Raw genomic sequence first — 6,000 nt, 5'->3', positions numbered from 1 at the left:
TCTGAAATGGTATGGAATCCTTCCTCATACAGCTGTAATGCCTCCAGTTTCTTTTCAAACGATACAGACATAAAAAGGGCTCCCCCCTAAGCAACAGATTTTTGTTTTTTCATCTGTCTACTTAAGGGGGAGCATATCATTTTACAGGTGCTCTCTTTGGCGTTCTTCATTAATCCGTTGTTCCATCTCTTTTGTTTTCTCTTCCTGTTTTCTAGACACTTTTTTGATGAGGAAGAAAGTGCCGACAGCCGCAGCCCCAAAAATCACCATCGTGATGGCAGCAGGGATGTACTCGGTCTTATCTTCAGGAAAATATAAAAAAGGCATGAACAGCACATATGATTTCAATAGGGAAAGCAAAGGAAACATCCTTTCCGATTCAGATTCGGAGAAACGGATCCCCGGGGTTCTGCAACTTCAAAACTACCTCAAGTATAACAAGTTTCTCTCTTCCTCACCAACGACAATTGTGTGAAAAGCGTACATTCCCCCCATTCATAGGAAAAGGGACTGCAAGAGAGCGGTGTTCACCGACTTTCAGGACAGTCCCTTCAGCTTTATTCTTTGATAATTTCGATGTTATTGATGACGACATCTTCCTTAGGCTTGTCACCAGGAGCAGTCGCAACGCCTGCGATTTTGTCGACAATATCCATTCCTTCAACGACCTGCCCAAAAACAGTGTGCTTGCCGTCTAGATGAGGAGTTCCCCCATTTGCTGTATAGGCATCAGCAATCTCTTCAGGATAGCCCGCCCGGATAAATTCCTTTTTCGGTGCTGGTGCATCCTTAGCTTGGACAATGAAAAACTGGCTTCCATTTGTATTCGGGCCAGCATTCGCCATGGATAGGGCTCCGCGCAAATTAAACAGTTCAGGAGAGAATTCATCTTCAAAAGATTCTCCGTAAATACTTTCTCCGCCGCGACCCGTTCCCGTCGGATCTCCGCCTTGGATCATGAAGCCATTGATGACACGGTGGAAAATGATTCCATCATAATAGCCGTCTTTTGCATGGGTCATGAAGTTCTCAACTGTTTTTGGGGCCTGATCGGCGAAAAGCTTGATCTTGATCGAACCAAGATTCGTATTCATTTGCACCAACTTCTCGTTCCCTGTTACTTCTGTGCTGAGCTGAGGATAATTCTTTGTTTCTGCCATGTCTGCATCTCCTTCTTTCTGCTCCGTCTGAGCATCGTCGTTCTTTACTTCATCTTGCACTGTTGTACCGGACCCGCTATTATTTTCTTCCCCGCTTTCTTTCTTCTTCGTGCCGCATGCTGCAATGGAAAGCATAAGCAACAGAATAAGTAAAAGCAGCATACTTTTCTTCATAGCCACCCCTCCAAAAACACTTTACAAGATTTTTGCAGAAAAATCATCCTTCTTCCCTTTTCTTCTTCTCTTATCCATAATAAGATTTATCTATACGCAAGGAGGTAGGAAAATGGAAATCGGAGAAATTGTCACTGCTTTTAATAAAACCGGCAAGTACATCGGGGAAATTACGGGTGTCCGTCCGGATTCATACACTGTCCGTGTCCTTGCCGTTCTGACCCATCCGATGCAAGGGGATCTGCATAATCCAAAACAGGCTGAAGTGCCGTTTTTTCATGAAAGGAAAGCGCTCGCCTACCGGGAACAGGCAAATATTCCATTGAAAATGGTCAGGCCGTTTGATGGGGAACTGCCGGATTACCCCAGCTCGTTGCAAGAATCATTCGTAAAATTACGACAGAATTTGCAGGAGAACCAAGATGATGCATTTAACCGCAAAAGCTTGGAGGCATTGGATGAGATTGCGAAAGAATATCGAATCATGTATAAGATCGACTGCTGATTCATCCTAAATAGACAATTTTGCTTATTGATTCACCGATGGTTTTCAGTATAATTTGAAAATATAGATATTCGTGGCCTTTTTCAAAAGGGAGGGTTTAGGATGGCTGAATCAGCAGCTTTACTCAAGAAAACAATTTTTCATGAATTTGATATGTTTCGTGCGTTTATCCACTCTTCCAACGACCTGTTCACCAGCCATACAAAAGACGGCCGTTTCTTGTATACTTCTCCCGCCTGCAGCCGCCTGCTCGGTTATGAACCGGCTGAGCTGGCAGGTAAGTCCATCTTTGATTTTTGCCATCCGGTAGACCTGCCCAAAATCAAGCAGCTTTTCTTCCAAACGTCTGGACAATCAAGCCAATGCCATTACAGGATTATGCGGAAGGAAGGGGACTATATCTGGCTCGAGACGAGCTGTATGCCGTTCATGAACAAGTGGTCGGAAGAGTTTCTGTGCCTTTCGCGGGATATTACCGCCTTCAAGCTGGCTGAAAAAGACTTAAAAGAGGAGAAGGAAAAATTCCATTTATTAACTGATAATTTTCAGGATACCGTAGGCATTATTACAGAAGAAGGTTTTTGGATTCATATGAATAGCACGGGCAGGAAGTTATTCGGGGTTACTTTGACTGGTGAAATGATCGGTAAGTCACTGTTAGACCATATCCATCCTGATGACCGCGATTGTCTTACGCAAAAATTCGGACAAGATGCGGACCCTTCCCCAATCGAATGTACCGTGGTCCGCTGCGATGGCAAAAAACGGCGGGCGGTGATCCAGCTCATCCCTTCCACCTTCAGGGACAGAGAAGTCTACCAGATTGTCATCAGAGATGTAACCGAACAGCGAAAAGCAGAAACAATGATAGAACGGACCGAAAAGCTCCATGTAGTCGGCGAGCTTGCTGCCGGCATCGCTCACGAAATCCGCAACCCGCTCACTGTTATCAAAGGGTTTACCCAACTGGCCTTAGAAGAAAAACATAATTCGTACTTGGATGTCATTCTTGGCGAACTCGAACGCATCGAGAAGATCGCCAGTGATTTGTTGTTTTTGGCGAAACCTCAAAGTCCCGTAATTGAAACCATACATATAGAAAATCTTTTGGAAGATACATTGCTTCTGTTCCGATCAGAATTTCTTCTTCACAATATCGAAACCGTTTCCGAGTTTAGGCTCGAAAATCCCTATATTCAAGGGGAAGCCGGGAAACTGAAGCAGGTCTTCATCAACTTTGTGAAGAACGCAGTGGAAGCGATGCCTGACGGCGGAAAACTTACCATTCGGACAAGCGTGGAAGACAATTTTGCCGTAATCGAAGTGATTGATGAAGGTATCGGAGTGCCGGAAGATTTCCTGCAAAGACTGGAGGAACCTTTTTTCAGCACAAAAGAAAAAGGAACAGGTCTCGGCTTGATGATTTGCAATCAGATTATTAAGCATCATAAAGGTACCTTTGCGATCAGTAGCAAAGAGAACAGCGGCACCAAAGTAAAGCTGATGCTGCCAAAAGGATGAAAGAGCACAAAAAAACATGCGGATCGCCGCATGTTTTTTTAATAAATCTCACGTACTTTTTCATTATCCTGGCGAATGCTCCACCAGAGTAGGCCGAATGCGAACAGGAAGAGAAAGCCTGTGACATAGAATACAGATGATATGCCCATATGCCCTGCAACGACTCCACCAAGCGCAGGCCCGGCGACATTCCCCAAAAAGCGAAAACTCTGGTTGTAGCCGAGTACTTCGCCCTGCATAGAAAGCGGTGCATCCAGACGGATGAAGGCTGTAATGCATGGGAGCATGCCCCCGACTGCCATCCCGAACAAAAACCTGAGGATGACAAGCTGCCATAGCTGTGTTACGAGTGCCTGCGGAACGATCAGGATCGCCGCCAGCACAAGCAAGATCATCAACACTTTCTCATGGCCGATATCATCACCGAGCTTGCCCCATCGTCTTGTCAGCAGCAGATTGCCAAAGCCAGTGGCCGAAAACGCCATGCCTGACAGAAAAGCGACGCTGCTCGCGTGGGTCAATTCACTGACATAGAGTGCAAGCAGCGGCTGGATGCTAAAATTGCCTACCTGGATGATTAGGGCAATTGCCATGACTGTAATGAGCATCCGGTTGCTGAAGATATGGTGAAGCACTTCTTTCTGAGAGCGAGGGCGTTTTGCCTTTTCGCCCTGAGGTACCTTTTTCTCGCGAATGCCGAACAAAACAAACGTTGTTGCAATGATAATCGAGACAGAGGTAATGATGAACGTATAATGGAAACCGAAACTGTCCGCCATCATTCCACCGATAAGCGGTCCGAATAAACTCCCGGAAACATTGCCCATTTGCAATGTCCCAAGCACTTTCCCCGCTTCCTCCTTCGCTGTCTGCTTAGATATAAAAGCAATCGAAGTCGGGATAAAGCCCGTCACAACCCCCATCAGCATTCTTACAAAAAACAAAGCGGGGACACTTTTCGCGACCCCCATCAAAAAAATACTGATGGCGATTCCGTAGCCGGTTATAAGTAAAATTCTTTTAAAGCCATACTTATCTCCAATTCTCCCCCAGATGGGAGAAACAAAAAAAGCAGCCAAGAATGTTACGCCAAAAACAAATCCCGACCACCTTTGAACATATTCTGTGCTAAAGTCTCCTAATGTGCTGATATACAGCGACAAAAAAGGCATAATCATCGTTGCACTCGCTGCGACGAGGAAGTTACAGATCCACATGATCAGCAAATTCCGTTTTTCCATACTAATAGAAAACACCTTCTTAACCCTAATATTTCGTGATACTAAATATTATACCGTATTTCCAGCAAATTTCAACCGGTACACTCGAAGCGGTTACGCCGCCCTGCTCTCGGAGAGCGCATCAAAAAAGGGCAGCCTGAATGCCGCCCCCAGAAACTTTACTCATCGCTCATTCGTATAAGGTTTGCGACAAACTTCCGCCATGAGTATAGATGGCTAGGATCCCATCATGCTCGTTCACATATTCTTTTGCATCTGGAAGGAGAGCTTCCTTCGTTTTTTCTCGCTTAATCACTTTTTCACTGTCTTTTTTCCGCAGCACCCATTCATCCCCATCCGCTGTCACCTCATACTTTGGCCGATCATCATCAGCGCCTTCAATATATTTTCTTGCTTGGGCGATTCCAATGGCAATTGCCCTGCTCTCATCTTTTTTATCCTTCTCCAAGATGGCATTGGCTATTTCAATCGCCTTGTCACGGACATCATCAGGCAGATTTTTCATCGAATCTGGATAATCCTCTTTCGACCAAGGCATCGCTTTTCCTCCTCTTTCTTGGGGCAGTTTCCACAGCTTCGTCAGATCGTATTGGCGTTTATTAAATTTATATTCCCGTCCAGCGGATAGCTAAACAGCGGAATAGGCTGTTATTTCTTCGGAACGATCGCCATTGTGCAGCGAGAGAGACAAATCAAATTTTCCTTTTCATCACGAATTTCGATCGTCCAGACCATCGTGCTTTTTCCACGATGGGCCACTTCCGCCACTGCTCTTACCTTGCCATCTCTTACCGAACGTATATGGTTGGCATTGATCTCCAGGCCGAAGCAAATTTCCTTCTCCAGATCAATCATCGAGGCGGCGCCTACACTCGCCACTGTTTCTGCAAGCGCTACTGACGCCCCTCCATGCAAATAGCCGAAAGGCTGTCTCGTTCTCTCATCGACGGGCATTTCTGCAACTACCCGTCCTGCTTCAATTTCAAGCAGTTCAATCCCCAATGCATCGATCAACGTTTTATTTGTATCCACCGTTATCCCTCCATTCCTCTCTATGTATACGCTGCCAGCCTGCCTGAATCCTGCTTACAATGGAAAACAGCCCGCAGTGAGGGCTGTTTTCGTTACTCCTTATTTCAATATCCATATGGGCCAAAGCCGTACGGAGCGGATCCATATGGAAAACTGCCATAGATTGGCGGAGCTACTGGATAAGGAACAGGGTAGGGATACGGGAATGGTCTTGGCCTAACCAAAGCACTGCCAAGAAGCCCGCCGACAAACCCGCCGAGAAGAGGAGCGCCAAAGAAAAAACGCTCGTCATGCGGTCCGGGACTGCGATAGTAATTCATCATCGCTTTACCTCCTTTTGTATGAGCGAAAAGCCCTTCACTACTTG

At 45.8% G+C, this 6,000-nt stretch carries 8 protein-coding genes; 2 read left to right on the top strand and 6 right to left on the bottom strand.

Going from position 1 to position 6,000, the window contains the following annotated elements; translation table 11 throughout:
- Nucleotides 1-141: 141 nt before the first annotated feature.
- Together AC0TWI_RS13180 and AC0TWI_RS13175 are read right to left on the bottom strand one after the other, a co-directional pair.
- Nucleotides 142-369, bottom strand: coding sequence for a hypothetical protein (locus tag AC0TWI_RS13180; RefSeq protein ID WP_488126797.1), 228 nt, complete (start codon nt 367-369; stop codon nt 142-144).
- Nucleotides 370-557: 188 nt separating this feature from the next.
- Nucleotides 558-1,334 (bottom strand): peptidylprolyl isomerase, encoded by a 777-nt coding sequence (locus AC0TWI_RS13175; protein ID WP_488126796.1) that lies wholly within the window; start codon nt 1,332-1,334, stop codon nt 558-560.
- Nucleotides 1,335-1,446: 112 nt separating this feature from the next.
- Here AC0TWI_RS13175 and kapB point away from each other — a divergent pair, with 112 nt between their 5' ends.
- Both kapB and AC0TWI_RS13165 read left to right on the top strand, forming a co-directional pair.
- On the top strand, nt 1,447-1,839 hold the full coding sequence (kapB, locus tag AC0TWI_RS13170) for a kinase-associated lipoprotein KapB (RefSeq protein WP_488126795.1): 393 nt from the start codon (nt 1,447-1,449) through the stop codon (nt 1,837-1,839).
- Nucleotides 1,840-1,941: 102 nt separating this feature from the next.
- Nucleotides 1,942-3,360, top strand: a complete 1,419-nt coding sequence (locus AC0TWI_RS13165) for a PAS domain S-box protein (protein ID WP_488126794.1) — start codon at nt 1,942-1,944, stop codon at nt 3,358-3,360.
- A 38-nt stretch (nt 3,361-3,398) separates the two neighbouring features.
- Here the strand turns inward: AC0TWI_RS13165 and AC0TWI_RS13160 are convergent, their stop codons facing one another.
- From AC0TWI_RS13160 to AC0TWI_RS13145, 4 genes are all read right to left on the bottom strand, one after another.
- On the bottom strand, nt 3,399-4,607 hold the full coding sequence (locus AC0TWI_RS13160) for an MFS transporter (RefSeq protein ID WP_488126802.1): 1,209 nt from the start codon (nt 4,605-4,607) through the stop codon (nt 3,399-3,401).
- A gap of 163 nt (nt 4,608-4,770) precedes the next feature.
- Nucleotides 4,771-5,139: a DUF2188 domain-containing protein gene (locus tag AC0TWI_RS13155; RefSeq protein ID WP_488126793.1), complete on the bottom strand. Its 369-nt coding sequence runs from the start codon at nt 5,137-5,139 to the stop codon at nt 4,771-4,773.
- A gap of 110 nt (nt 5,140-5,249) precedes the next feature.
- Nucleotides 5,250-5,633 (bottom strand): hotdog fold thioesterase, encoded by a 384-nt coding sequence (locus AC0TWI_RS13150; RefSeq protein ID WP_488126792.1) that lies wholly within the window; start codon nt 5,631-5,633, stop codon nt 5,250-5,252.
- 104 nt (nt 5,634-5,737) lie between these two features.
- On the bottom strand, nt 5,738-5,956 hold the full coding sequence (locus AC0TWI_RS13145; protein ID WP_488126791.1) for a hypothetical protein: 219 nt from the start codon (nt 5,954-5,956) through the stop codon (nt 5,738-5,740).
- Nucleotides 5,957-6,000: the final 44 nt, after the last annotated feature.

This window comes from Lederbergia sp. B243.17 (genome assembly GCF_057657925.1).
The sequence above is the reverse complement of the archived record's forward strand: the minus strand, read 5'-3'. Positions and strand labels throughout refer to the sequence as shown.